Genomic DNA, 21,853 nt, shown 5'->3' with positions numbered 1-21,853 from the left:
GCAAGAGAAAAGGCGTACCGGGTCTATGTAACTGACGTGCTGAAAATCCTTGCGGAGAATACTGCAAAATACTCCGGCGGCAGTTATATGAAGATCAGGTATTACGACCTTATTCGACCGAAGCCGGAGGAAAACCGCACCCCGGAAGAGATCATCGGGAACATGAAAGAAAAAATCGCACGGATAGGGGGTGGAGACGCTGAACCTGTTTGAATTATTTGCCCGGATTATTCTGGATACAAGTGATTATGATGATAACCTAGACGAAGCCAGCAGAAATACAGAGTCGTTTGCTGACAAACTGAAAAACGGCCTGTCTACGGCAGCAAAGGTAGGCGCAGCGGCTTTGACTGCGGCTGCTTCTGGAGTAGCGGCACTCACAAAATCCTCTATTGACCAGTATGCGGAGTATGAGCAGCTTGTGGGCGGCGTAGATACTCTGTTTAAGGATGCGTCCGATACGATCCAGCAATATGCGTCGAACGCATATAAAACTGCTGGCGTATCTGCAAACACATACATGGAGCAGGCGACAGCGTTTTCCGCCTCTCTGATCCAATCTCTGGGCGGGGATACACAGGCGGCGGCTGAGTACGCCAATCAGGCCATCATGGATATGTCTGACAATGCTAACAAGATGGGCACGGACATTGAGAGCATCCAGCAGACTTACCAATCCCTCATGCGCGGAAACTACGCTATGCTGGACAACCTGAAACTGGGGTACGGTGGCACAAAGTCCGAACTGGAACGCCTGGTTGCGGATGCAGAGGAATTGACCGGACAGGCATTAGACCCATCTAAATTCTCCGATGTGATTACTGCTATCCATGCGGTGCAAGAGAACATGGGAATCACTGGCACTACTGCTAAAGAGGCCGCAACAACCATTGAAGGCTCTGTCGGGATGATGAGAGCAGCGTGGGATAATCTGCTTGTCGGCATTGCAAATGATAACGGAGACCTAGGAAGCCTTACATATGAATTTGCGGACACTGTCGAAACTGCGCTAAGTAATATTCTTCCAAGAGTAAAAATAATTTTGGGCGGAATTGGGCAAGTTATTGCAGATATGGGCACAATAATTGCTCAGACGCTTCCTGAAATGATTTCCACAGTTTTACCATCGCTTATCAGCGCCGGGGCGCAGCTTCTTGTGGGTCTGGTGGCGGGCATTATCAGCGCTCTTCCCCAACTGGCGGCGTCTGTTCCGGAAATTGTTTCTGCCCTATACACAAGCATTGTTTCCGCTGGGCCGCAGTTGGCAACAGCAGGCACACAGCTGCTCTCTATGTTCACAAGTGGAATCGAAACCGGAATTCCGGATTTAATTTCCAGATTGCCGCAGATCATAGAAGGAATCCTGAATTTCATTGCAGAAAATCTCCCATCTATCTTGGACATGGGCGTTCAGATTTTGACTTCTCTGCAAGATGGAATTATAAACTCCATTTCGTCTCTTGTTTCGTCTCTGCCGCAGGTTATCTCCGCCATTACTGGGTTTATAGCAGATAATCTCCCAGCCATTGTGAACGCCGGAATTAGCGTGCTTGTAAACCTTGCATCCGGCATTGTATCTGCTATCCCACAGTTGGTTGCTGTATTGCCACAGATTATCTCTGCCATTGTGAACGGTATTGGAAATCTAATGGGAAGTATTGTAGATATCGGTGAAAACATTGTGCAGGGAATTTGGGAAGGCATCCAGAACATGGCAACCTGGATTAAAAACAAAGTAACAGGATTTTTCTCCGGGATTGTCGATGGAGTAAAGGGATTGCTTGGCATCCACTCCCCGTCCACGGTCTTTGCAGACATGGGCAAAAACATGGCCCTTGGACTAGGGGATGGCTGGGACAATGAGTATAGTCATATTCGGCGCGACATTGAGAATGGCTTGAATTTCGGAACCGCTAATGTTGACTACTCCTCTTCCATGTTGGGCCGGTCGCAGTCTGGCTTATCCAATGCATTTAATAACATAGCGGCCACAATGGGCCAGAACTTTACAATCACGGTGCAGTCGGTCCTTGACGGTAAAGTTATCGGCGAAACTGCTTATCAGTATAGCCGCAATAAACAGCGGGCTTACGGAACGTAGGTGATGATATGGATGTAACATTCAAGATCGGGACGCTGGATTTGGCATCGAAGCTGTCCACATACAAGGTAATGTGGGAAGTTTCCTATCAGAAGATCATTACAACCCTCGACAATGTGGAGCATCCGTTTTCTGCACCCAAAAGAGCGATTGTGGATTTCTCTCTTTTGCCCCTTGACGATGACTTGGCCTCGTCTGTTTACGATGCGCTGGCGGAACAAACGCAGACAGTGATATTTACTGATCCATACACCGCTTCTGATCTGGTGCGAACCATGCGCCTGACTAGCAATTTAGAGGCATCCTTTGGGTTAAAATCTGTCAACGGAAAGCGGTATTACAAAGGCGGCGAGTTGCAGATGAGGGCAAACTGATGCAGCTTACAAGTGATCTCTATAAAGAAATACTATCTAACCCGAACCACCACAAGGAAACAAAGCTGGACGTTGCTGGTGTGGAATATGGGCAGGAAAGCATTGTCTCTGTTCGGACGTCAGGCGGACTTTTTACCACCCCAGGAATCGGAAATTGCGCCGCCCGGCAGATTGACCTTGAAATACTACCGACCGGAGCTATCCCGAGACAGGCTCAAATAAAAGTTTTTGTTCGGTTGGCCTTGGGGGAACAGCGGTCCGAATGGTTGGAAAAAGGCGTATTTTTTATCTCCACCAGGACGAAAGACAAGCGAACGGGAAGCCTGACTATTACTGGATATGACGCTATGTTGAAAGCAGAGTCGGTATGGCTCAACTCCGATTATGATACTGAAAACTGGCCCATGTCACAGCAGGAAGCGGCAGAAGATATTGCCTACCGGATGGGGGTAGAGGTAGACCCTAGAACGGTTCTGACAACATCATTCCCTGTGGATTATCCCGTGGACGAAAACGGTGACTTGACCATGCGGGAGGTACTGGGCTATATCGCCGTATCCAACGCCGGGAATTGGATTATCACCGATGAAGGGAAATTGCTGCTAGTGAAGTATGGCGACATTCCTCCAGAAACGTATTATCTGGTTGAGGAAAACGGCTTTGCAATCACGTTTGGGGGTGACAGAATCCTTGTCTGACAAATTTTTTTTGGGGCCCCACGTCGGGGAGCTAGAGACAGGAGACATACCCGCCAACATCAGCAGAGTCAACTTGTCCGTAGACAGCGACCATTACTATACCGCTGGAGACGATACCGGCCGGGCTATCGAAGTAACCTGCCCATGGGGCACGCAGGAGATGGCGAACAGTATCCTGGCCGCTATCAGCGGGAAAACATATCAGCCTTATACAGCGACGGATGCACTTTTGGACCCTGCAGCAGAAATCGGGGACGCGGTGACGGTAGGCGGATATTATTCGGTAATCGCCTCTATCAACAACTTATTTGACCGAGCCTGCGCTCCAACCATTTCCGCCCCTGAATCGGACGAAATTGACGATGAATACCCTTATGAATCCAAAGAACGCCGTGAAACAAACCGACAGCTCGCCCAAACCCACTCCCTAATCACCAAAACCGCCGAAGAAATCCGCCTGGAAGTCGCAAATGAGATCGACGGGTTGTCTGCATCTATCAGTGTCCAGCTTGACAGTATTACCAGCACTGTACAGGGACTTGGAAATCAGGTATCTCAGATTCAGCAGACAGTCAACTCTATTACGCTTGACGTCACAAACGGAACCGCATCGTCTCAAATCCGGTTAGAAATCAATGGAATCACAGTCGCGTCTCAGACTATCAGGTTCACAGGAGATGTAGTGTTTGAATCCGATCTTTCAGATGGGACAACCCTAATTTCTGGGGGTTGTATTCGAACTGGTGAAATTAGTGCCAACTATATCCATTTGGGCGGAAAAATGGACGTGTACCGGACAGCCAGTGGAAGTTCATTTGGCGGATATATTGGATATATGTCTGGCATGACAGCATCCGGCAGCTCAACGGCGGGAATCGCCATTGCCAGCAGCAACGAGGCGGCAGTGGTGATCTGCACCACCAACGGCGCCCGGATGGGATACGACGGCGTTTCCACGGTGGTGTGCACCAGTACGCAGGTCTCCATCACCGGGGACACGGTATTCATCAATGGGGAGCCGGCCACAACCTCCGACGCGCGGCTGAAAACAGAAAAGCAATATGACGTGGAGAAATACCTGGGTGTATTTGACCGGCTGAAGCCCTGCACCTTTGTCTATGATGGGCACAAACGCCGCCACTTTGGCCTGATCGCCCAGGAAGTGCAGGAGGCCCTGGCGGACGAAGGTATCCCGGAGAGCGACTTCGCGGCGCTCTGCACGGAACTACCCAGCGAGGAGCATCCGGACGGCCTGTACACCCTGCGATATGGAGAAATCCAGATTATGGCGATTGCCAAAATTCAGCAGCTCGAAAAAAAGATTAAAGATTTGGAGGGAAAATTGAATGGCCGATTTGACTAAAATCCATGAAGAGGCATCCAGTGCCTATGCAATCTTGTCCTCACTGACTGTTAGCGGAGACGCCGTGGATGCCATTGCAGCTATTAGAGCTAAACTGCGCCGCGTGGTGGAACTATCCGCTCCGGAGGAAACGGAGAAGAAGCATGGCTGACAAAACGATAGGTTCTCTTCCCGTAGCTTCCCAACTTGATAATGATAGCCTGCTAGTTGTAGAGCAACAATCACAGGCGCGTAGTATCAAGGGAGAGCTAATCAAAAAGTTTGCGCAAGCTGCGGCTGCAGAGTCAGTTTCGGCGGCTCAAAAAGCGGCAGAAGAAGCGCAGCTTGCAAAACAGGGAGCTGACGTAGCCAAAGAAGCGGCAGAGGAAGCAAGGACAGGCGCGGAAAACGCGAAAGATGCCGCTGAGACCGCCAAAAACGCCATTGAGAATATGACCGTATCGGCAGAAACTCTACCGCCTGAAAGCAACGCCACAGCCACCAAAACAGCGGTTGCAGAATCTTTCCACATTGCTTTCGGGATTCCGCGAGGCAAACAGGGGGAGCCTGGACCACAAGGCCAGCAGGGAATTCAGGGTCCGCCCGGCCCTCAAGGCCCCAGCGGCGTAGCTGTTGCGGCTGAAGGGCAATATGCTTTCAACATAGACGAAAATGGGCATTTGATCTTGTACTATACCGGAGATTCCGCGCCCGACTTTGAGATTGGAGAGGACGGGCATCTCTACCTAAATATTGCTTAAAGGAGGGCTGTATCATGCCGCAGATTGATTTGGGCCAGGTTGTAGGCCCACAGGGAGCACAAGGGGAACCTGGACCGCAGGGCGCACAGGGTATCCAAGGGCCTGCTGGACCAGCAGCTACTATTAATGGTGTCAATGCATTAACCATTGAAGCAGGAGACAATATCGAGTTGTCTCAAAGTGGCTCCACAACTACATTATCAGTCCCGACGGATGCTGTACCAACAGAAGACAGTACAAAACCTGTCCAGTCTGGAGGTGTACTGGCGGCTTTGTCCAATAAGGCACCCGCGGGGTTTGGCTTTGGGGATGCGGTGCAGAGCATTGAAACCACCAGCGCAGGAGAATCCTATGAGACATACTGCGCCAAGGTAGACGCCGTACTGGACGGGATGCCTGACAAGACCGCAAAACTGGTGCTGGCCTATCCGCCTGCGGTGTACGGCAAAGCGGGTACTACGATATCGCTCTTATATAAGGGTGACGCCAACTATGCAGTGCTATCCAATATCGGCAGTGCAGACACGGCGCTGTGCGGATGGCGGATGATAAAATTAAAAAAATCATCGTCAGACCCGTCTGCTTGGCAGCCGTTTGAGTGGGAGCATCCCCCCATGCAGTTGGGCGTCGAGTACCGCACCGTGGAGCGGTACAACGGCAAGCCGATACACATCAAGGCGGTGAGTCTCGGGCTGCTAGAAAATAATACTTCTAAAAGTGTGGAGCATGGTATATCTGATTTTGAGTCATGCGTTGAATGCAGCGGATTTAGTGGACCTATAAATCTTGTCGGGAGCGGTGGTGTTGATTCAATATATGCAACAACTTCTCGTGTCGGGATTGATACAAATGGAAGTTTTAGTAGTGCAGCAACATCATCTAAATTAAATACTGTTGCGATTATCAAGTACACCAAAACCACGGATTAAGGAGGGCACCATGAAGATCATCAAATATCAGTTGGCAACAGAGATCAACCACGGCACCCCTGAGGAACCGGACATCGAGACGGTGTTAACTGCTGTTGTTGTGTCCTATACAGAGGAGGCTTACGCCATCGCCCAGGCGGAGGCATACCAAGGGCAGATTACCGTGGAGGACGATGGACAGCCGGAGCCGGAACCGGGAGCCGAGGACATTACTCTTGATATGCTGGCAGACCATGAGGAACGCCTGTGTATGTTGGAACTCACCACAACCACTGTATGACAGGAAAGGAGCAGGACCATGACAACTGTATACAATCTTTGCAAGCTGCTGATTGACCGGGGCCGCACTGACGGCCTTCAGGAGAAGATGGACGTGTATCTCGCCGCCGACAGGCTGACCCCGGAGGAATACAGCGCCCTCAGTAAGATGCTGACTGCGGAGGCGGCAGAGTAAAATGGACGAGAAGTGCATCCTGGACCCGCAAAGGGATTGCCTGGGCCTCCAGAAAGCCAACATGCTGGAAAAGCAGATGTCGGAATGGCGGGAGGCGTCCCGCAACACCCACAAAGAACTCTTTAACCGGATGCGGGAACTGGAAAAGGCGGAGGCCGCCCGGAATGAGCAGTACGACAATATCATGGAGAAGCTGGACCGGCTGATCTCATGGCAGGAGGCCGAGCAGGCCAAGCCGAAAAAGCGGTGGGAGGCCATCGTGGACAAGTCCGTGTGGGCGGTGCTGGCGGCGGTAATTGCGTTTGTTTTGGCCCGCATTGGGCTGTAAAAAAGCGACGCCCCCGAAGGAGCGCCGCGAGTGCCCCGATATGGAAAAAAGTAAAACCACATCAATAAGGAGGGGGGCACACCTGCATCTTACATCATCATCAACCGGCGGTCAAGCCGGAAATTTGAAAGGAGCTACCAATCATGAACAAGACCATCAATAACATCATCGATGACTTCAAGAGCGGCAAGATTACTGTGGAGGATGCCAACAAGCTGCTGGTTGAGGCTGGCGCCGGATTCTCCCTGAACCCCGAAAAGAACCCCGATGGCGGATGGACCGAGGCAGAGATGGCGGAGGGATTCCTTCCCGGCGAGGAAAAGGAGCCTCTTCCGGACAAGGTAGACATGGGCCGAAATCAGGCGCTTGCCGGACAAGTGGTTCGCCAGAATACCAAGCGCGGAAAGTTTGATGTGACCTATGATGCAGACGGTTATGCCGTCAAGGCCATCCGAGTGTAATCGGGAGGTCTGATATGGACATTTCCTCTCTTGGCATCACCGGAGTGGCGGCTATCACCGTCATCTGCCTGCTGATTGGGCAGGGCGTGAAAGCGTCCTCTCTGGACAGCAAGTTCATCCCTATCATTTGCGGTGTCTGCGGTGCTGTGCTGGGTGTGGTAGGTATGTTCCTTATGCCGGACTTCCCGGCCACGGACTACATCACTGCGGCGGCTGTGGGCATTGTGAGCGGTCTGGCTGCTACCGGAGCCAACCAGGTAATCAAGCAGCTGGGAAGTGACAGTAAATGAGCTACACGATAAAGGAGCAGCTGGCGAACTCCGGGAACTATGGCGGTTCCCGGAATGCCAGCCAAATCCGGTATCTGGTGTACCACTACACCGGGAATGACGGGGACAAGGCGGCAAACAACGCCGCGTACTTCCAGCGGAACATCGTCAAGGCCAGTGCCCATTACTTTGTGGACGATACCACCGTATATCTGTCCGTCCCCGATCTGAAGATTGCGTGGTCCGTCGGCGGCAGCAAGTACGCCAACGCCGACAAGACTGGCGGCGGCACCATGTACGGCGTCATCACCAATACCAACTCTATCAGCATTGAGATGTGTGACACCATCCGGAACGGTGTCTATCAGGCCAGCGAGGCAACCCTTGCCAACGCTGCCGCTCTGGGCCGGGAGCTGATGGAGAAGTATCACATCCCCATTGAGAACGTGTACCGTCACTTTGACGTGACTGGGAAGCACTGCCCGTCGTACTTGGTGAACGCCCAGAAGTGGGCAGAGTTCAAGAAGAGACTGGAGGTCAAGATCATGGACAATACACCCAGCGGCGCCCACAAGGAGGGCGTGGAATGGGCCGTAAAGAACGGCATCCTGACGGGCAACAGCGAGGGAGACCTGATGCTCTCCCAGCCCGTTACCCGGCAGCAGATGTGCACGATGTTGCATCGGCTTTGGGAGCTGATCGAAAGGACGTGAAACTGTGGCAACTGCCCGTGTCAGATTACCGGATAGCCTGGATGGCCTTATGCGCTCCGAGATGGAGACGGCCATCCGGGAAGCTAATCTTGGGAACGACGATACGGACATTGCCCGGCGCTACCTGATCGACCAAGTCCCGCAGATCGACATTGCAGCGGAGTTCGGCTGGGAGCGGTCAACCATCTCTTATCGACTCAAACGGATTCTCCGCAAAGTTGAAAGCACAGCTCAAAAACTACATTTCACATAATTTCACCTAAACCCCGCTTGGGAACCACCCAGGCGGGGGCTTTTTTTGCGAAAATATCATCAGGAGGACGTAAGGAACAAGGGCTGGTACACGTCGCCGCCCTCCTTGCGGCCTCCTGATTTCAATGATAAGGACGTGTTTTAAGTTGATTCTGAATGGTTCAGAACTGGTGGCCCGGTTGGTGGCCTGTGGCTTCACGGAGTCCACAGCAAGAGACACCTGCGAGAAGTATGCGGCGGAGGGAGATTTCTCCGGATTGGAACGGTTTATCCGGCAGAATGAGCTTTTGTATGACGACCGAAAGCAATATGTTTGAATTTTACAATCCGAACCCCTACGAGAAAAATGTGGGGGATTGCACCGTCCGGGCCATCTCGAAGGCGCTGGAGCAGGACTGGTACAGGACATATCTTGGCCTCTGCATTGAGGGCGCTGTGAGGGGTGATATGCCAAGCGCCAACGCCACATGGGGCGCTTACCTCCGGCGGCATGGCTTCCGGCGGGACATGGCGCCCGAGGATATGACCGTGGCGGAGTTTGCGATGGGGCATCCAAACGGGACTTACATTCTGGCCCTGTCCGGCCATGTGGTATGCCTGCAGGATGGTGTGATCTACGATACATGGCACAGTGAACACGAAACTGTGCTGTACTACTGGCAGAAAGGATGACGTGAGATGCCGAACTATCCCTATTACTATCAGCCGTACCAACCGTATCAGCCGCCTATGGCGGACCAGCTGACGCAGCTGCGGCAGTCCTATCAACCCATGCAGCAGCCGCAGCAAGCCCCGGCATCTCCGTCTATTGTGTGGGTGCAGAGCGAGATGGAGGCGGCAAATTATCTGGTGGCGCCTAACTCTGCCGTTACCTTGTGGGACAGTAACGCCCCAGTGGTCTATCTCAAACAGGCGGACGCAAGCGGCAAGCCCAGCATGAAGATATATGACCTTGTAGAGCGCAATCAGAGGCCCGTACAGGCCCCGCAGGCTCCAACGGTAGAGTATGCGCCCCTGTCCCGCTTGGAAGCGTTGGAGGCCCGCCTGGATGCGCTGGCGGCAAAAGATAAGGAGGATGCAGAATGAACCCGTTTTATCAGGCTATGGGCGGCAACAGACAGCCCAACATGATGCAGCAGTTTCAATCCTTCATGCAGCAGATGCGGGGCAAAGACCCCAACGCCATGATACAAGAGATGGTATCCTCTGGACGCATTTCCCAAGATCAGCTCAACCAAGTCCAAAAGCAGGCCCAGCAGATGCAGGGCATGTTTGAGGGGATGCGGGGTATGTTTGGGAAATAAACAGCAGGGGCATTAAGCCCCCGCCGTTCGGTCAGGTTTTGTGTGGACTGGCTCTGTCATCATTCTCTCAATGCTCCAGCCACGCACATATCGGTTGTGAAATGTGACCCAGTTAATTCCTAATTCTTTTGCCCATTCCACAAGCGTTTGAGTCCGTCCATTGTACTCAATCACAATGTTATCGGACTTGTTTATATTCTGCGTTTTCATCGTTGCCCAGCGGCAGTTCTCAGGACAATAGGGGCCGTCATTATCCCTTCTGTCCAGCGTATAACCCTCCGGCCTACCGCCAATAGAATCAGACCACTCAACAAACTTGAAAAATCATGCCATTCTTCGCAAACATAAATCCCACGGCCACCATAACGGCGATAGATTTTTGACTTCTCATTGTAACACCGTTGCATCATCTGTCGCCAGATTCCATACAAGGGATGCTTACTGCGGCCGTCTTGTTTGGTGTAGATGGTATTTCTGAGACAACCGCAACTTTTTACGGCTCCGTTTTTGAATTGATAAGGCAATACATCAATTGTCCCACCGCAATCACATCGGCATCGCAACCTCCAACTGGTATCGTCTGGCTTTCTTTCAGCCAGTCCAATTACAGTCAAGTAATTGCTCCGTTTTCCGATGTACTCGTTCACATCGAAATATGGTTTATAGATTCTTTTTTGTTCCATCGCATTTACCCTTTCATGCGCCCTGATTGTCAGATTGCGTGGAAACCGTCAGGGTAACGGCTTGTCGGGAGCGACCCTATCCACGCATAACAATTATAGCACAAAAACATCAAAAAGTATATAGATGCGGCCGCATTTATAAATATTTTTACAAAGGAGAAAGTTATATGTCTCTTAGTAATGACGCAACTCTGACTATGCCGGTAGCTCCTGCGTATTCCGCTGGTGGCTATGGCGGCAATGGTTCCATGTGGGGTGGAGACTGGTCTGCCTGGATTATTTTGTTTCTCATTTGGGGGGCCTTTGGAGGCGGCTGGGGTAATGGCTTCGGCGGAGGTTTTGGCGGAGCAAACGGGCCTGGATTCCAGGGTTACGCTACACGCTCCGACATCAACGAGGGCTTCGCCCTGAACGGTCTCCAGAACGGCCAGACCTCCATCCGGGATGCCGTGAGCAACGGCTTCCATGGCGTGGATACCGCTGTGTGCAACCTGGGCTATCAGACGCAGGCGGGCTTTAACGCCCTCGGCGCCCAGCTGGCGCAGTGCTGCTGCGATACTCAGCGGAGCATTGACGGTGTCCGCTATGACATGGCTACCCAGGCTTGCGATACCCGCAACACCATCCAGTCCAGCACCCGCGACATCATCGACAACGCCAATGCCAACAGCCGCGCGATCCTGGACTTCCTGACCCAGGACAAGATCGCTACTCTGACGGCTGAAAACCAGAGCCTGAAGTTCCAGGCTTCTCAGGCGGCGCAGAATGCTTTTATTACCGCTAACCAGGAAGCGCAGACTGCCGAGCTGATCCGCCGCATCAATCCCATGCCTGTCCCGGCCTATCAGGTGCCCAATCCTTATGCCGGATGCGGCTGCAATCCCTGTGGCTGCGGCTGCTAAAACCCAATACATCAACTTGTAAGAAAGGCTTACATGTTCGGCCCCGTGCCGATTTTGAACCATGCGGCGGGGCAACAGCCTCGCCGCTATCTTTTTGAAAGGAATGAAGTTTATGGCTGAATACAGCAACAGCGCAATCGTAACCGTTGCCGCTGGTCAGAACGTGCCTTTTACTGAGGAGGCCAACACGGGCAAGCCCTGCATTGTGCATCGGGAAGGCGCTGGGCTGGTGACTCTTCGCGGGCTTACGAACCAGTGCCGCGCGAAATTCAAAGTCTCCTTTGGAGCGAATATTGCTATCCCTACTGGTGGGACCGTGGAGGCCATCACGGCAGCGATCTCCATCAATGGTGAGGCGCTGAACGCTTCCACCGCTACCATCACCCCGGCTGCCGCAGAGGATTTCTTCAATATTTATGTTTCCGCTGTGGTAGATGTCCCTCGCGGCTGCTGCGTCACTGTCGCCGCAAAGAACACCAGCACACAGCCCATCCTCGTTGCCAACAGTAATTTTATTGTTGAGCGCATCGCGTGAAAGGAGAACCGATATGGAATATCTGTATGACCTGAAAGAAAAGCTCTGCAAGGAGCTGGAGGAATATGCCCAGAAAAGCAACATGAACGCCGGGGACCTGGAGATGGTCCACAAGCTGACGGATACCATCAAGAACGTGGACAAGATCATGATGCTAGAGGAGGGCGGTTACAGTCAGGCAGCCGACATGGACTCTCCTTCCAGCTATGCCAGAGGCTCCAGCTATGCCAACCGTGGCAAGCACTATGTCCGGGGCCACTACAGCCGGGACGGCGGCTACTCCCGTGACGGGCGCGGCGGATACAGCCGCCACGACTCCAAAGAGGCTATGATGGAGCAGGCTCAGGAGATGATGGATAACGCTACTACTGAGAGGGAGCGCGACGCCATTCGCCGCTTTATGTCCGAACTGGGTCGGGATTGATAGGGGGTGCCCCCTATGCTAGACCCCAAAGAGATCGACATTGAGATTGCACGTCTCGAATATGGAGAAAGCAGCTATCCCGCATACGCTAAATTGGCAACCTTGTACACCATCAAGAACCAGATGCAGAAGCAAGAACCGGAAATGCAAAATCGCACCTATGAGCAAGCCTATTCTGCGGCTCCGGCTGAAATACCTGTAGAGGTCGGGAGATACGGAGACAGCGAATTTCTCCGCGAGGTTGAAGGGAGAAACGAGGAGCAGGTATGGGGCATTATGGATGACTTGATGGACACGCTACAAGTTGCTAACCCCCGTGTGTATAACGGGGTAATGCGGAAGATTAGAGGATTGTAATGTTACTTACACGTTACTAACAAACATAAAATCTTTTGAATAAAGAGAAACCCTAGAACCTTTGCGGCTCTAGGGTTTTCTTTGGTGGAGACTACTGGACTCGAACCAGTGACCTCCTGCGTGTGAAGCAGGCGCTCTAACCAGCTGAGCTAAGCCTCCATACGGATATGTAATTTTTTTCTGCCCATAAGACGCCGTGCACAACGGCGTCCTATGGGATGGTGACCCGTACGGGATTCGAACCCATGTTACAGCCGTGAAAGGGCCGTGTCTTAACCACTTGACCAACGGGCCATTTGGAAGTCCATGAAGCGCCGGGGCGCTTCATGGATCTGGTAGCGGCACCTGGATTTGAACCGGGGACACTGCGGGTATGAACCGCATGCTCTAGCCAACTGAGCTATGCCGCCAAATGTCTAACCCGAACGGGCATCAATTACTATACCAGAAGGCGGCGGCGTTTGTCAAGTGTTTCTTCGAAAAAAATGAAAAATTTCAAAAAACCGGAAGCAGAGGAGAGACTCGCTGCCGCTGGCAGGGTGCCCCGAGGCCGGCAGCCCGGATACGGTGGGAATGAGGCCGGGCGGCTCCTACCGCCCGGCACCGTCTTTTCAAAAATCCACTCATGTCATCGGGCGGACCGGAACGCATTGTAGAGCCGGAAGAGATCCTCCAGGGCGGCGCACAGATCTGCCCGGGCGGACTGGCGGGCTACCTCCCAGGGCACGGCGCGACGGTTGGTGGACACGATAGCGGTGACGCCCTCTTGATAGGCGTCCTCCGCGCCGGGGGCCACGTCGCCCACTACGGCCACCACCGGGATCCGTGTCTGCCGGGCCCGGTGGGCGATGCCGATGACCACCTTGCCCCGAAGGCTCTGACAGTCGATACGGCCCTCGCCGGTCAGGACCGCGGTGGCACCAGGCAGCAGGGCATCGAAGCCCACGGTGTCCAGGACTGTCTCGATCCCCATCTGCAGGCGACTGCCCAGGAAAGCCATCACACCGGCTCCCATGCCGCCGGCGGCGCCAGCACCGGGAAGGTCTGCGATCTCCCGGCCCAGGTCCTGGCGGATCACCTCCGACAGGTGGCGCAGATTCCGGTCCAGACGGGTCACCATATCAGGGTCGGCCCCCTTCTGGGGGCCGAAGACGGCGCTGGCGCCATTGGGACCGCAGAGGGGGTTGTCCACATCGCACATGGTCACGATCTCCACACCGTTCAGCAGGGGGAAGCGATGGGACATGTCGATCCGGCACAACCGGTCCAGCGTGCCGCCTACAGGGACGTACTCCGCCCCGGTGCCGTCCAGAAAGCGGACGCCCAGAGCGGCGGCACAGCCGCAGCCGCCGTCGTTGGTGGCACTGCCGCCCAGGCCCAGAATGATGCGCCTGGCGCCGTCCCGGATCGCCGCCAGAATCAGCTCTCCCACGCCGTAGGTGGTGGCTCCCTCAGCACAGAGACGGCCTTCCATCAGGGGCAGGCCTGCGGCGGCGGCCATCTCGATCACGGCGGTGTAGCCATCGGCCAGCAGACCGTAAAAACCAGAGATCTTACGAAAATCCGGACCGGTGCAGGGCACCTCTACCCGGTGGCCGCCCATGGCGGCCAGAAACGCCTCCACGCTCCCCTCGCCGCCATCCGCCACGGGAATGGAGACCACCTCTGCATCCGGCACGTGGCGCAGAAGGGCCTCCCGCATCAGCTGGCAGATCTCCAGGGAGGACATGGTCCCCTTGAAGGAGTCCGGCATGAGAATCCACTTTGACATGAGTTTCCTCCTCTCTGGATGCGCGGGGCGGGCGGAAGGCCCGCCCCGGTCCGGTCACGGGTTGACCACGTTGATGGGGGCGCCCTGAAGGTAGGCCCGCACGTTGTCCACGGTGCAGTCCATGATGCGCTGGCGGCTCTCCCTGGGGGCCCAGGAGATATGGGGGGTGAGGATGCAGTTCTTGGCGGTCAGCAGGGGGTTGTCGCCCCGGATGGGCTCTGTGGACACCACATCCAGCCCGGCGGCCGCCACCTTGCCGGAGTTCAGGGCGTCCGCCAGGTCCTGCTCCACCACCATCTGGCCCCGGCTGTTATTGATAATGATGACCCCGTCCTTCATCTTGGCGATGTTCTCCCGGTTGATGATGCCGGTGTTGAAGGGGAACAGGGGCATTTGGAGGCCCAGAACGTCGGACCGGGCGAACAGTTCGTCCAGGGAGACGTACTCCACCCCCAGCTGCAGAGCTTCGTCCCGCTGGCGCATGTCGTAGGCGATGACATGCATCCCCAGGGCCGATGCGATGGCGGCAGTGTGGATGCCGATGTTCCCGCAGCCAAGCAGGCCGTATGTCTTTCCCGCCAGCTCGATCAGGGGGTAGTCCCAGTAGCACCAGTCCGGGCACTGTTCCCATTTCCCGCTCTTTACCGTATCATTATGATAACCGATGTGATGGCAGATTTCAAGCAGCAGGGCGATGGCAAACTGGCTGACGGAATGGGTGCCGTAGACCGGCACGTTGGAGACAGGGATGCCCTTCTCTTTTGCGCAGGCTATGTCGACCACGTTATAGCCGGTGGCCAGCATGGCGATGAAGCGCATGGAGGGACAGGCGTCCATCACTCGGCGGGAGATGGGGGTCTTGTTGGTGAGGACCACCTCCGCACCGCCGATCCGGGAGATGATCTCGTCCTCATCGGTGAGGCTGGTGCGGTCGTAAACCGTCAGGTCTCCCAGCTTCTCCAATTCTCCCCAGCTGAGATCGCCGGGGTTTTCCGTGTATCCGTCCAAAATGACGATGTGCATTTCATTCCTCCTGTCTGTGTGTCCCCCGGCCCGCAGGGGCCGGGGGACAGCCGATTCCACTGGAAAGTCAGCAGGATTGCAGCAGTTCCAGCGGGACGCCGTACCTGACGGCCAGATCCGCGAAGTCCTGCTCAATGGCGGGGCTGATGTCGATACCCTCCCGCTCCGCCTGCCGGGTCAGATGGAACTCGATCTCCCCGGGGATCATGATCTCCCGGAAGCCCGGTGCCGTGGGGGCGGCCTTCAACTCATCATACATGGCGTCGGTCCGCACGACCACGGCCTCGCCGGAACTCTTTCCCACCACAGCCACGGTCTCAAATGCCTCGGAACCGTAGTCGGCAATGCCGGTGGCCTGGTTGATATTCAGGCAGGTGTGATAAAACAGGCAGGTATAACCGTCGGGAGAGGCGTTCTTGACTTCCTCGGAACCCAGCGCTCCGCCATTGCCGGTGATATTGGTGACGACTACGGTCTCACCCAACACATCCTCCAGATATTTTGCATATGTGCGGGCATTAAAGTCAGTGTCGCCCCCGGCGCCCATGGGAACGATCATGTTGATGGATTTGGTGGGCCAGTCAGTGCCGCCATCCTCCGAAGAGGCGTCATCGGCCGGGGTATCCGGGCTGTTGCCGCAGTGGCCGGACTGCGACGCCATGATCGCTCGGGGTGCCATCTATCTGGACCTGTGCTGCCGCTCCCTCTCTATCCGGGTGATCGAACTGATTATCAACGGAACGGACATTGTCAATATCCTGCTGTAGCTGCGGCAGAAATACGGCCCGGTTCCAGCTGCCATCCAGGTTTTGCAGCTCTCCCGCCGGGAACAGTATCTGGGAAAGCCGGCATCCTCCGTGTTCTCCACCCCGGCGTTGAGCCGCATCGTGTCCGCGACGGAGAACACGGACGAGATTATCGCTTACAAAAACACCCACCTGTCCGTCAAAACGAAAAACATGATGATGCACGGCCTCCGGGCTGGAACTGTGGTTTCCCTGCTGAACGCCGCGCAGATCCAGACCACGGAGGACCAGCTGCGCAAAAAGCTCCACTACAAGGGACACAAGGCCAAGTACACCTTCGGGGATATCATCACCCGCAGCCCGCGGATGATAGCCTGTATCCAGGAGGCCAAGGCCTTTGCCCAGACGGACTCCAATATCGTGGTGGTGGGGGAGACCGGTACCGGAAAGGAGCTGTTGAGCCAGAGCATCCACGCCTGGAGCCGTCGGTCACAGAACAACTTCGTAGCCATCAACTGCGCCGCCCTGCCGGAGAACCTGCTGGAGAGCGAGCTGTTCGGCTATGTGGAGGGCGCCTTCACCGGCGCCACCAGGGGCGGTAAGCCGGGCCTGTTTGAGATCGCCCACAACGGCACCATCTTTTTGGACGAGATCTCGGAGATCCCCCTGGGACTTCAGGGGCGGCTGCTGCGGGTCCTGCAGGAGCGGGAGATCATGCGGCTGGGGGACAGTCAGGTGACTCCCATCAATATCCGGGTGATCGCGGCCACCAACAAGAACCTGGAGTCGCTGGTCCGGGCAGGTAAATTCCGCAGCGATCTCTATTACCGCCTGTATGTCCTGTAGCTGAATCTGCCCCCGCTGCGGGAGCGGCAGGAGGACATCCCGCTGCTGACGCAGAGCTTCCTTCGGAACTTCCAGGCTCGGGAGGGCGACGGCTGTCCGCTGGAACTGAGCGATGGCGACTGCCGTCTGCTGCAGAGCTGCCCCTGGCGGGGAAACATCCGGGAGCTGCAGAATTTCTGTGAGCGGCTGGCGGTGCTTTACCGGCCTGGCGTCTCTGTATCTGGCCTGATCGCCCATCTGCTGGAGAGTGCCGCCTCTCCCGAGACGCCGCCCCCGTGCCCGCCGCCGATGCCGAAGGCCGCCCATACCAGGATCGACCTGTCCTATGAGGAGTTGCTGGCCGTTCTTCAGGAATGCGGCGGGAACCGGACGCAGACGGCGGCAAAACTGGGGATCAGCCGGGGGACACTGTGGCGGCTGCTGAAGAAGTATCAGGTCGGACAGACATGAGCAGAGGCATAGCCCATGACGCATGCCGACTGCGGTTTCCAGAGTATGGGCAGGGGAGGGCAACGCTGATGGAACCCCAGCGTACGAGAAAAAGCCCTGTGGCTGTAAAGCCAAAGGGCTTAATGGTTGCTGGTACTCAGTATGTGCAGCATCTGTGCCGCTGGTGGAAGCGGGGCGCCGCTGCAAAGCCTGTCACCCCCACTTTCCTGCCATCACAAGCTTCGTATCCTGTATTCCGGCGTTATAGCCGGAACGCAAGCGATTCCCGACTCCGGCTCACCCCGCTCGAAGGCGCAGTGGAGGACTCAATGCTTGATGCTTGTGCTCCGCCGACAAGCCGAGTCTCCACGAGAAAAGCCCCCTGGCGAAAGCCAGGGGGCTTGATGTTTTTTGCACTTAGTACATGCCGCCCATCTCGCCGCCGGCGGGGGCAGCGGGAGCGGGGGCTCGGGCTTATCGGCCACCAGAGACTCGGTGGTCAGCACCATGGCGGAGACGCTGGCGGCGTTCTCCAGGGCGCTGCGGGTCACCTTGGCGGGATCGATGATGCCGGCGGAGACCATGTCGCAGTACTCCTCCTTGTAGGCATCAAAGCCGTAGCCGGTCTTGCCGGAGGTGCGGACCTTCTCCAGGATCACGGAGCCATCCAGACCGGCGTTGGCAGCGATCTGACGGATGGGAGCCTCCAGGGCCTTGGCCACGATGCGGACACCGGTCTTTTCGTCGCCCTCCACGCTGGAAAGCAGAGCCTCCACGGCGGGGATCACGTTCACGAAGATGGTGCCGCCGCCGGCCACAACGCCTTCCTCAACAGCGGCGCGGGTGGCGTTCAGGGCGTCCTCGATGCGGAGCTTCTTCTCCTTCATCTCGGTCTCGGTGGCAGCGCCGACCTTGATGACGGCCACGCCGCCAGCCAGCTTAGCCAGCCGCTCCTGCAGCTTCTCCTTGTCATAGTCGCTGGTGGTGGTGGAGATCTGCGTGCGGATCTGGCCCACGCGATCCTTGATGGCCTGGCTGTCGCCGGCACCGTCCACGATGGTGGTGTTCTCCTTGGTGACCTTCACCTGGCGGGCGCGGCCCAGCATATCCATGGTGGCGCTCTTCAGCTCCAGACCGACCTCCTCGGAAATCACGGTGCCGCCGGTCAGAATGGCGATATCCTGCAGCATCTCCTTGCGGCGGTCGCCAAAGCCGGGAGCCTTGACACACACCACGTTCAGGGTGCCGCGCAGACGGTTCACGATCAGGGTGGACAGAGCCTCGCCCTCCACGTCCTCCGCGATGATCAGCAGCTTCTTGCCGGACTGGACGATCTGCTCCAGGATGGGCAGGATGTCAGCGATGACGGAGATCTTCTTGTCGGTAATCAGGATATAGGGATCGTCCAGGTTGGCCTCCATCTTCTCCATGTCGGTGGCCATGTAGGGGGTGATATAGCCCCGGTCAAACTGCATGCCCTCCACGACCTCGGAATAGGTGTCGGCGGTCTTGGACTCCTCAATGGTGATGACGCCGTCGGCAGAGACCTTCTCCATGGCGTCGGCGATCAGCTTGCCGATCTCCTCGTCGCCGGAGGACACAGCACCGACACGGGCGATGTCCTTGGAGCCGTCCACGGTCTTGGCCTGCTTCTTGACCTCGGCCACCGCGGCTTCCACGGCCTTGGCCATGCCCTTCTTCACCACGATGGGATTGGCGCCGGCGGCCAGATTCTTCAGACCCTCATGGATCATGGCCTGGGCCAGCAGGGTGGCGGTGGTGGTACCGTCGCCGGCCACGTCGTTGGTCTTGGTGGAGACCTCCTTCACCAGCTGGGCGCCCATGTTCTCAAAGGGATCGTCCAGTTCGATCTCCTTGGCGATGGTCACGCCGTCATTGGTGATGAGGGGAGCGCCGTACTTCTTGTCCAGAACCACGTTCCGGCCCTTGGGACCCAGGGTGATCTTGACAGTATCGGCCAGAGAGTTGACGCCGGCTTCCAGGGCCTTCCGGGCCTCGTCGCCGCGCTTGATGAGCTTAGACATAGTAATCAAACCTCCTGTAATAGAGCTTCATGTTTCATAAATTAGGGATGGGGAGTTAGGAATTGGGAATTTTGGCGTCCGGCAGAGCCAAACGATTTGAAATTGGCCGTTGCAGGCGGCTCCACAATTTCCGATTCCTGATTGCAAGCGGGAGCGGGAGATTTATTCCACGATCGCCAGAATGTCGTTCTGACGGACAACCACGTACTCCACGTCCTCCAGGGTGACCTTGGTGCCGGCGTACTGGCTGGTGATGACCTTGTCGCCGGGCTTCACGGTCATGACAACGTCCTTGCCGTCCACGTTGCCGCCGGGACCCACGGAGATGACTTCCGCCACGGAGGGCTTCTCCTTGGCGCTGCCGGTGAGGATAATGCCGCCCTTGGTGGTCTCCTCGGTCTCCACCATCTTCAGAATGACACGGTCTGCGAGCGGAGTGAGTTTCATAATGGGGTTCCTCCTTATAGAAATAAAAATTTGAAAAACAAGTTCAGCGTTAGCACTCATATCATTCGAGTGCTAACGCTGCTATCATAGCGCAATGTTTTCCATTTGTAAAGGGGGTATCTATGAAGAATTTGTGAATTCCGAAAAAATCTCCCTCTCAGAAGGGGAGCGCATGGGAGCCGTCCTGCTGGACAGGAGAATTCAACTGTCATGACCAGCTTTCTGCCCAAACGGCTGCCTCAGGCGGACTGACGGCTTCACATCTCACTGTGCCGCATGAAACAGCTCTGCTTGGGGTTACGCATTCTTCACGGATACGATTTTCACCGGCGCAAATACTGTACAATTCACGGGAAAAAGTTTCCAAATATAAAGAAATTTTTGATTTTTATCAAGTGTTCCGTATAATACGAGGTTTCTTTATATGCTGTTGTTGCGGGTTATCCCATACCTCCCTGAAAAATTTTTCAACACAGCATCCGGCCTCGGTCAATGGTCGAGATGAACGGCAAGCCGCCATGGACAGGAGCGGAGGCTGACGCGCCTTTAATGCAATATTTTTATGGCTTTTTCACTGTTCAATAGGAAGTAAGCTTCTTAAAATTTCTCTTGACATTTTCGCTGCCCTAATTTAATATGAAGTCAGCTTCCTAAGAAGTTAACTTCCTATTTGAGGAGTGAGGAGCGTGAAAACGATTATCAAGGATTTGCGAACTGCCGCAGGATTGACGCAGCAGCAGCTTGCGAACCGGGTTCGTGTGACAGTAAGAACGATCAATTCCATAGAAAGAGGCGAATACAATCCATCGCTTGTTCTGGCCTACAAGATCGCACAGGTATTTCATACGACCGTTGAAGAGTTGTGCTGCTTGAAAGAAAATGTAGAATGTGAGGAAAATCAGGATGAAGATCACAAATAAGAAAATGTTTATCCGGGGGATTTTATTATTACTGCTTGCCGTTGGTATTGGAATATCAAGATTTTGTATATTTACCGAGGCTACGCATGGTATTCCAAAGGCGGTTATCGGCATAGGTATCTGCTTACTTGCAGCTCTTTATCACATGGTAATGGCCCTGCATATTGACGGCGAGGACGAGGGAGCGGAGGAAAAATAACTATGCAATTATTTGGCGGAAAGGGTAAGATGCTGGGCCTGCTCTTGGTATTGGCTGCCTTCGGCAGCTTTTATCTGGGTGATATTACCGCGTTCACAACCTCGCAAAAAGCTATCGCAGGGGTTGCTCTCTTTATTATTGTTCTGCTGGCCGGCATTTCCCTTCTGAAACCTAAAAAAACGGAAGAGGATATGATTGCGGAACAGGATGAGAGAAATCAGTATATCGAATTGAAATGCGCTGAAAAAGCATTTCGGGTCGCACTGTACGCTTCATTTATGACCATTATAGCCGGCATGATTGCCTTTGGCCTGACAAGGGAATATGCCTTTATCTGGTTGGTTATGGGGGGATTGTGCCTTACGGAACATCAAGAATTGCCTATATCGTTTCTGCATTCCGATACGACAAGCCATAAATGGAAGCAGGAAAGCACTGAATGAAAAATTAAGAGGCCAGGACACCTCCTTCGGGTGTGTCCTGGCCTCTATTTATCAATTATTCTAGTTGACTATTATACCGTGCCGAGGCGCAGCGGTT

At 55.0% G+C, this 21,853-nt stretch carries 32 protein-coding genes, 3 tRNA genes and 1 pseudogene; 28 read left to right on the top strand and 8 right to left on the bottom strand.

What is annotated here, in order from left to right; all coding sequences use genetic code 11:
- The first annotated feature begins 36 nt into the window (after positions 1 to 36).
- The 23 genes from EIO64_RS07710 (at position 37) to EIO64_RS07600 (ending at position 12,887) form a co-directional block, all read left to right on the top strand.
- The gene (locus tag EIO64_RS07710) at positions 37 to 213 is read left to right on the top strand and encodes a hypothetical protein (protein ID WP_158629728.1); all 177 of its coding nucleotides are present in this window, start codon (positions 37 to 39) and stop codon (positions 211 to 213) included.
- On the top strand, positions 191 to 2,101 hold the full coding sequence (locus EIO64_RS07705) for a phage tail protein (RefSeq protein WP_136891103.1): 1,911 nt from the start codon (positions 191 to 193) through the stop codon (positions 2,099 to 2,101). The genes EIO64_RS07710 and EIO64_RS07705 overlap by 23 nt, the downstream gene beginning before the upstream one ends.
- Positions 2,102 to 2,109: 8 nt before the next feature.
- Positions 2,110 to 2,475: a hypothetical protein gene (locus tag EIO64_RS07700; protein WP_136891102.1), complete on the top strand. Its 366-nt coding sequence runs from the start codon at positions 2,110 to 2,112 to the stop codon at positions 2,473 to 2,475.
- Entirely contained in the window at positions 2,475 to 3,173 is a 699-nt protein-coding gene (locus tag EIO64_RS07695) for a hypothetical protein (protein WP_136891101.1), read from the top strand. The genes EIO64_RS07700 and EIO64_RS07695 overlap by 1 nt, the downstream gene beginning before the upstream one ends.
- Positions 3,166 to 4,536, top strand: a complete 1,371-nt coding sequence (locus EIO64_RS07690; protein WP_158629727.1) for a tail fiber domain-containing protein — start codon at positions 3,166 to 3,168, stop codon at positions 4,534 to 4,536. Before EIO64_RS07695 ends, EIO64_RS07690 begins: the two co-directional genes overlap by 8 nt.
- The gene (locus EIO64_RS07685) at positions 4,520 to 4,687 is read left to right on the top strand and encodes a hypothetical protein (protein WP_158629726.1); all 168 of its coding nucleotides are present in this window, start codon (positions 4,520 to 4,522) and stop codon (positions 4,685 to 4,687) included. Before EIO64_RS07690 ends, EIO64_RS07685 begins: the two co-directional genes overlap by 17 nt.
- The gene (locus EIO64_RS07680) at positions 4,680 to 5,276 is read left to right on the top strand and encodes a hypothetical protein (RefSeq protein WP_136891099.1); all 597 of its coding nucleotides are present in this window, start codon (positions 4,680 to 4,682) and stop codon (positions 5,274 to 5,276) included. The genes EIO64_RS07685 and EIO64_RS07680 overlap by 8 nt, the downstream gene beginning before the upstream one ends.
- Positions 5,277 to 5,290: 14 nt before the next feature.
- Positions 5,291 to 6,205: a collagen-like triple helix repeat-containing protein gene (locus tag EIO64_RS07675; RefSeq protein ID WP_136891098.1), complete on the top strand. Its 915-nt coding sequence runs from the start codon at positions 5,291 to 5,293 to the stop codon at positions 6,203 to 6,205.
- 10 nt (positions 6,206 to 6,215) lie between these two features.
- Positions 6,216 to 6,485: a hypothetical protein gene (locus EIO64_RS07670; protein WP_249390725.1), complete on the top strand. Its 270-nt coding sequence runs from the start codon at positions 6,216 to 6,218 to the stop codon at positions 6,483 to 6,485.
- Between the two features lie 18 nt (positions 6,486 to 6,503).
- Positions 6,504 to 6,659 (top strand): hypothetical protein, encoded by a 156-nt coding sequence (locus EIO64_RS07665; RefSeq protein ID WP_170180090.1) that lies wholly within the window; start codon positions 6,504 to 6,506, stop codon positions 6,657 to 6,659.
- 1 nt (position 6,660) lies between these two features.
- Positions 6,661 to 6,987 (top strand): hypothetical protein, encoded by a 327-nt coding sequence (locus tag EIO64_RS07660; RefSeq protein ID WP_136891097.1) that lies wholly within the window; start codon positions 6,661 to 6,663, stop codon positions 6,985 to 6,987.
- Between the two features lie 143 nt (positions 6,988 to 7,130).
- Positions 7,131 to 7,448 (top strand): hypothetical protein, encoded by a 318-nt coding sequence (locus EIO64_RS07655; protein WP_136891096.1) that lies wholly within the window; start codon positions 7,131 to 7,133, stop codon positions 7,446 to 7,448.
- A gap of 14 nt (positions 7,449 to 7,462) precedes the next feature.
- The gene (locus EIO64_RS07650; protein WP_136891095.1) at positions 7,463 to 7,738 is read left to right on the top strand and encodes a phage holin family protein; all 276 of its coding nucleotides are present in this window, start codon (positions 7,463 to 7,465) and stop codon (positions 7,736 to 7,738) included.
- Positions 7,735 to 8,430, top strand: coding sequence for a peptidoglycan recognition protein family protein (locus tag EIO64_RS07645; RefSeq protein WP_136891094.1), 696 nt, complete (start codon positions 7,735 to 7,737; stop codon positions 8,428 to 8,430). The genes EIO64_RS07650 and EIO64_RS07645 overlap by 4 nt, the downstream gene beginning before the upstream one ends.
- 49 nt (positions 8,431 to 8,479) lie before the next feature.
- The gene (locus tag EIO64_RS07640; protein WP_136891093.1) at positions 8,480 to 8,683 is read left to right on the top strand and encodes a hypothetical protein; all 204 of its coding nucleotides are present in this window, start codon (positions 8,480 to 8,482) and stop codon (positions 8,681 to 8,683) included.
- 145 nt (positions 8,684 to 8,828) lie between these two features.
- A complete protein-coding gene (locus EIO64_RS07635; RefSeq protein ID WP_158629725.1) occupies positions 8,829 to 8,999 on the top strand; it encodes a hypothetical protein in 171 nt (56 codons plus the stop codon).
- Complete coding sequence (locus EIO64_RS07630; RefSeq protein ID WP_136891092.1) at positions 8,974 to 9,354, top strand: hypothetical protein; 381 nt, start codon at positions 8,974 to 8,976, stop codon at positions 9,352 to 9,354. The genes EIO64_RS07635 and EIO64_RS07630 overlap by 26 nt, the downstream gene beginning before the upstream one ends.
- A gap of 6 nt (positions 9,355 to 9,360) precedes the next feature.
- Entirely contained in the window at positions 9,361 to 9,768 is a 408-nt protein-coding gene (locus EIO64_RS07625) for a hypothetical protein (RefSeq protein WP_136891091.1), read from the top strand.
- Complete coding sequence (locus tag EIO64_RS07620) at positions 9,765 to 9,986, top strand: hypothetical protein (protein ID WP_136891090.1); 222 nt, start codon at positions 9,765 to 9,767, stop codon at positions 9,984 to 9,986. Before EIO64_RS07625 ends, EIO64_RS07620 begins: the two co-directional genes overlap by 4 nt.
- A gap of 850 nt (positions 9,987 to 10,836) precedes the next feature.
- Positions 10,837 to 11,571, top strand: a complete 735-nt coding sequence (locus tag EIO64_RS07615) for a hypothetical protein (RefSeq protein ID WP_249390726.1) — start codon at positions 10,837 to 10,839, stop codon at positions 11,569 to 11,571.
- A gap of 61 nt (positions 11,572 to 11,632) precedes the next feature.
- Entirely contained in the window at positions 11,633 to 12,106 is a 474-nt protein-coding gene (locus tag EIO64_RS07610) for a hypothetical protein (protein WP_158629724.1), read from the top strand.
- 13 nt (positions 12,107 to 12,119) lie between these two features.
- A complete protein-coding gene (locus EIO64_RS07605) occupies positions 12,120 to 12,530 on the top strand; it encodes a hypothetical protein (protein WP_136891088.1) in 411 nt (136 codons plus the stop codon).
- 15 nt (positions 12,531 to 12,545) lie between these two features.
- Complete coding sequence (locus EIO64_RS07600) at positions 12,546 to 12,887, top strand: hypothetical protein (protein WP_136891087.1); 342 nt, start codon at positions 12,546 to 12,548, stop codon at positions 12,885 to 12,887.
- Between the two features lie 82 nt (positions 12,888 to 12,969).
- Here EIO64_RS07600 and EIO64_RS07595 read toward each other — a convergent pair.
- From EIO64_RS07595 to EIO64_RS07570, 6 genes are all read right to left on the bottom strand, one after another.
- Positions 12,970 to 13,046: transfer RNA gene (locus tag EIO64_RS07595), tRNA-Val, on the bottom strand.
- A 60-nt stretch (positions 13,047 to 13,106) separates the two neighbouring features.
- A tRNA-Glu gene (locus EIO64_RS07590) sits at positions 13,107 to 13,181 on the bottom strand.
- Between the two features lie 39 nt (positions 13,182 to 13,220).
- Positions 13,221 to 13,297: transfer RNA gene (locus EIO64_RS07585), tRNA-Met, on the bottom strand.
- A gap of 218 nt (positions 13,298 to 13,515) precedes the next feature.
- Entirely contained in the window at positions 13,516 to 14,658 is a 1,143-nt protein-coding gene (locus EIO64_RS07580) for a glycerate kinase family protein (RefSeq protein WP_119311662.1), read from the bottom strand.
- A gap of 54 nt (positions 14,659 to 14,712) precedes the next feature.
- The gene (locus tag EIO64_RS07575; RefSeq protein WP_021750299.1) at positions 14,713 to 15,681 is read right to left on the bottom strand and encodes a D-2-hydroxyacid dehydrogenase; all 969 of its coding nucleotides are present in this window, start codon (positions 15,679 to 15,681) and stop codon (positions 14,713 to 14,715) included.
- 67 nt (positions 15,682 to 15,748) lie between these two features.
- Complete coding sequence (locus EIO64_RS07570; RefSeq protein WP_158629723.1) at positions 15,749 to 16,342, bottom strand: tripartite tricarboxylate transporter substrate-binding protein; 594 nt, start codon at positions 16,340 to 16,342, stop codon at positions 15,749 to 15,751.
- A gap of 148 nt (positions 16,343 to 16,490) precedes the next feature.
- Here EIO64_RS07570 and EIO64_RS07565 point away from each other — a divergent pair, with 148 nt between their 5' ends.
- Both EIO64_RS07565 and EIO64_RS19340 read left to right on the top strand, forming a co-directional pair.
- On the top strand, positions 16,491 to 17,273 hold the full coding sequence (locus EIO64_RS07565) for a sigma 54-interacting transcriptional regulator (RefSeq protein ID WP_136891086.1): 783 nt from the start codon (positions 16,491 to 16,493) through the stop codon (positions 17,271 to 17,273).
- Entirely contained in the window at positions 17,274 to 17,723 is a 450-nt protein-coding gene (locus tag EIO64_RS19340) for an AAA-type ATPase lid domain-containing protein (RefSeq protein WP_443664912.1), read from the top strand.
- A gap of 396 nt (positions 17,724 to 18,119) precedes the next feature.
- On the opposite strand, the pseudogene groL reads toward EIO64_RS19340, so the two are convergent.
- Positions 18,120 to 19,747, bottom strand: a pseudogene (gene groL / locus EIO64_RS07555) (chaperonin GroEL).
- 162 nt (positions 19,748 to 19,909) lie between these two features.
- Complete coding sequence (locus tag EIO64_RS07550) at positions 19,910 to 20,194, bottom strand: co-chaperone GroES (RefSeq protein WP_025544992.1); 285 nt, start codon at positions 20,192 to 20,194, stop codon at positions 19,910 to 19,912.
- 686 nt (positions 20,195 to 20,880) lie between these two features.
- Here EIO64_RS07550 and EIO64_RS07545 point away from each other — a divergent pair.
- From EIO64_RS07545 to EIO64_RS07535, 3 genes are read left to right on the top strand one after another with little or no spacing between them, the layout of a single operon-like run.
- A complete protein-coding gene (locus EIO64_RS07545) occupies positions 20,881 to 21,114 on the top strand; it encodes a helix-turn-helix transcriptional regulator (protein WP_021750286.1) in 234 nt (77 codons plus the stop codon).
- Positions 21,098 to 21,313 (top strand): hypothetical protein, encoded by a 216-nt coding sequence (locus tag EIO64_RS07540; RefSeq protein ID WP_025544993.1) that lies wholly within the window; start codon positions 21,098 to 21,100, stop codon positions 21,311 to 21,313. Before EIO64_RS07545 ends, EIO64_RS07540 begins: the two co-directional genes overlap by 17 nt.
- Positions 21,314 to 21,315: 2 nt before the next feature.
- Positions 21,316 to 21,756: a hypothetical protein gene (locus EIO64_RS07535; RefSeq protein WP_136891084.1), complete on the top strand. Its 441-nt coding sequence runs from the start codon at positions 21,316 to 21,318 to the stop codon at positions 21,754 to 21,756.
- Positions 21,757 to 21,853: the final 97 nt, after the last annotated feature.

The organism is Dysosmobacter welbionis (assembly GCF_005121165.3).
Taxonomy (GTDB): Bacteria; Bacillota; Clostridia; order Oscillospirales; family Oscillospiraceae; genus Oscillibacter; species Oscillibacter welbionis.
This window is presented reverse-complemented; position numbering and strand designations above follow the sequence as displayed.

Bases quoted from the DNA above. Each gene is read 5' to 3' on its own strand.
- EIO64_RS07700 (WP_136891102.1), top strand. From the start codon at position 2,110: ATGGATGTAACATTCAAGATCGGGACGCTGGATTTGGCATCGAAGCTG.
- EIO64_RS07695 (WP_136891101.1), top strand. From the start codon at position 2,475: ATGCAGCTTACAAGTGATCTCTATAAAGAAATACTATCTAACCCGAAC.
- EIO64_RS07685 (WP_158629726.1), top strand. From the start codon at position 4,520: ATGGCCGATTTGACTAAAATCCATGAAGAGGCATCCAGTGCCTATGCA.
- EIO64_RS07680 (WP_136891099.1), top strand. From the start codon at position 4,680: ATGGCTGACAAAACGATAGGTTCTCTTCCCGTAGCTTCCCAACTTGAT.
- EIO64_RS07675 (WP_136891098.1), top strand. From the start codon at position 5,291: ATGCCGCAGATTGATTTGGGCCAGGTTGTAGGCCCACAGGGAGCACAA.
- EIO64_RS07670 (WP_249390725.1), top strand. From the start codon at position 6,216: ATGAAGATCATCAAATATCAGTTGGCAACAGAGATCAACCACGGCACC.
- EIO64_RS07665 (WP_170180090.1), top strand. From the start codon at position 6,504: ATGACAACTGTATACAATCTTTGCAAGCTGCTGATTGACCGGGGCCGC.
- EIO64_RS07660 (WP_136891097.1), top strand. From the start codon at position 6,661: ATGGACGAGAAGTGCATCCTGGACCCGCAAAGGGATTGCCTGGGCCTC.
- EIO64_RS07655 (WP_136891096.1), top strand. From the start codon at position 7,131: ATGAACAAGACCATCAATAACATCATCGATGACTTCAAGAGCGGCAAG.
- EIO64_RS07650 (WP_136891095.1), top strand. From the start codon at position 7,463: ATGGACATTTCCTCTCTTGGCATCACCGGAGTGGCGGCTATCACCGTC.
- EIO64_RS07645 (WP_136891094.1), top strand. From the start codon at position 7,735: ATGAGCTACACGATAAAGGAGCAGCTGGCGAACTCCGGGAACTATGGC.
- EIO64_RS07640 (WP_136891093.1), top strand. From the start codon at position 8,480: ATGCGCTCCGAGATGGAGACGGCCATCCGGGAAGCTAATCTTGGGAAC.
- EIO64_RS07630 (WP_136891092.1), top strand. From the start codon at position 8,974: ATGACGACCGAAAGCAATATGTTTGAATTTTACAATCCGAACCCCTAC.
- EIO64_RS07625 (WP_136891091.1), top strand. From the start codon at position 9,361: ATGCCGAACTATCCCTATTACTATCAGCCGTACCAACCGTATCAGCCG.
- EIO64_RS07620 (WP_136891090.1), top strand. From the start codon at position 9,765: ATGAACCCGTTTTATCAGGCTATGGGCGGCAACAGACAGCCCAACATG.
- EIO64_RS07615 (WP_249390726.1), top strand. From the start codon at position 10,837: ATGTCTCTTAGTAATGACGCAACTCTGACTATGCCGGTAGCTCCTGCG.
- EIO64_RS07610 (WP_158629724.1), top strand. From the start codon at position 11,633: ATGCGGCGGGGCAACAGCCTCGCCGCTATCTTTTTGAAAGGAATGAAG.
- EIO64_RS07605 (WP_136891088.1), top strand. From the start codon at position 12,120: ATGGAATATCTGTATGACCTGAAAGAAAAGCTCTGCAAGGAGCTGGAG.
- EIO64_RS07600 (WP_136891087.1), top strand. From the start codon at position 12,546: ATGCTAGACCCCAAAGAGATCGACATTGAGATTGCACGTCTCGAATAT.
- EIO64_RS07580 (WP_119311662.1), bottom strand. From the start codon at position 14,658: ATGTCAAAGTGGATTCTCATGCCGGACTCCTTCAAGGGGACCATGTCC.
- EIO64_RS07575 (WP_021750299.1), bottom strand. From the start codon at position 15,681: ATGCACATCGTCATTTTGGACGGATACACGGAAAACCCCGGCGATCTC.
- EIO64_RS07570 (WP_158629723.1), bottom strand. From the start codon at position 16,342: ATGGCGTCGCAGTCCGGCCACTGCGGCAACAGCCCGGATACCCCGGCC.
- EIO64_RS07550 (WP_025544992.1), bottom strand. From the start codon at position 20,194: ATGAAACTCACTCCGCTCGCAGACCGTGTCATTCTGAAGATGGTGGAG.
- EIO64_RS07540 (WP_025544993.1), top strand. From the start codon at position 21,098: ATGAAGATCACAAATAAGAAAATGTTTATCCGGGGGATTTTATTATTA.
- EIO64_RS07535 (WP_136891084.1), top strand. From the start codon at position 21,316: ATGCAATTATTTGGCGGAAAGGGTAAGATGCTGGGCCTGCTCTTGGTA.